2 protein-coding genes are annotated in these 1048 nt (G+C 40.7%); both read right to left on the bottom strand.

Annotated features, from left to right (window positions below; translation table 11 throughout):
- On the bottom strand, positions 1-241 hold a 241-nt coding region (locus ACFVSH_RS27005), incomplete at its 3' end, for a YusW family protein (protein WP_387708920.1).
- Positions 242-514: 273 nt separating this feature from the next.
- Positions 515-1048, bottom strand: a 534-nt coding sequence (trhA, locus tag ACFVSH_RS27000) for a PAQR family membrane homeostasis protein TrhA (protein ID WP_387708918.1), incomplete at its 5' end; no start/stop codon positions are given.

Raw genomic sequence — 1048 nt, 5'->3', positions numbered from 1 at the left:
CTAAATCAAATTCTTGATAGTCATCCTTCGGATTAAAAGCTTGTGTCACTTCTTGAATGACTTCCTCCTCTGATGAATCTTTGGCGAATGTCAATTTTTCCAGAATCGGGGTCAATTCTTTCATTGCTTCATCACCGTAAACTTCATGTTTGTTAAGTTTGTCCTCGATCGAAGCTTCTGTTTGAGCACCCATTGTATCATATTCAGCTTCGTATTCGTTATCATTGCCTGTATAATCCACTTCCAATTGAAAATCGTTATAAGTGAATGGCAGTTTTTCATTTTTATCCGTTCCTGTTTCAGGATTATTTTCAGCTTGATTTTCATTCTCCTGGCGGGTTTTTCACCTCATCGTTTTCTTCGCCGCATCCAGCCAAAACAAGCATAGCGGCAAACGGCCCTGATAATGTTTTGATTGATCTTTTTCCTCCTTTAGTCTTATACCTTATGTATTTCCTAATAAAGGTCAATGAAAACTTCAGAATCCCTCACATACAACAAATCGGCCAAATGATCATAGTGGAAGGACATAAAACAAGACCGCAAAAAAGTGTGTGACAGATCCCCCAAGCACGAATACATGCCAAACCGCGTGATGAAACGGAAAACCGCGCCAAACATAAAATATGGCACCAAACGTATAAAGCAACCCACCTGCAATCAGTAACTGGATACCAGCTGAAGGCATCGTTGCTGTAAGTGGTCCCCAAACGATAACGATCATCCACCCCATTGCAATATAGAGAATCGTCGAAAGGAAGAGGAACTTTTTCACATAGAACGCTTTAAAGACGACCCCAATTATGGCAACTCCCCAAATTATACCCAGCAGCGTCCAGCCCAGTGACCCTTGGATCACAAGAAGCATGATGGGCGTGTATGTTCCTGCAATGAATATATATATGGCTGAATGATCAAAGATTTCGAATATATCCTTTGTTTTGCCCTCAGGAAAACTATGCACTAATGTAGAAGAGACGTATAAAAGTAGCATGGAAACACCATAAATGACTGAAATGACAATATGCCAAGGCGATCCTGTTTGGGC

It is taken from the genome of Peribacillus sp. NPDC058002 (genome assembly GCF_042886655.1).
GTDB classification, from domain to species: Bacteria; Bacillota; Bacilli; order Bacillales; family DSM-1321; genus Peribacillus; species Peribacillus aracenensis.
Note: the sequence above shows the minus strand (reverse complement) of the source record. Positions and strands in the feature narration are given on the sequence as shown.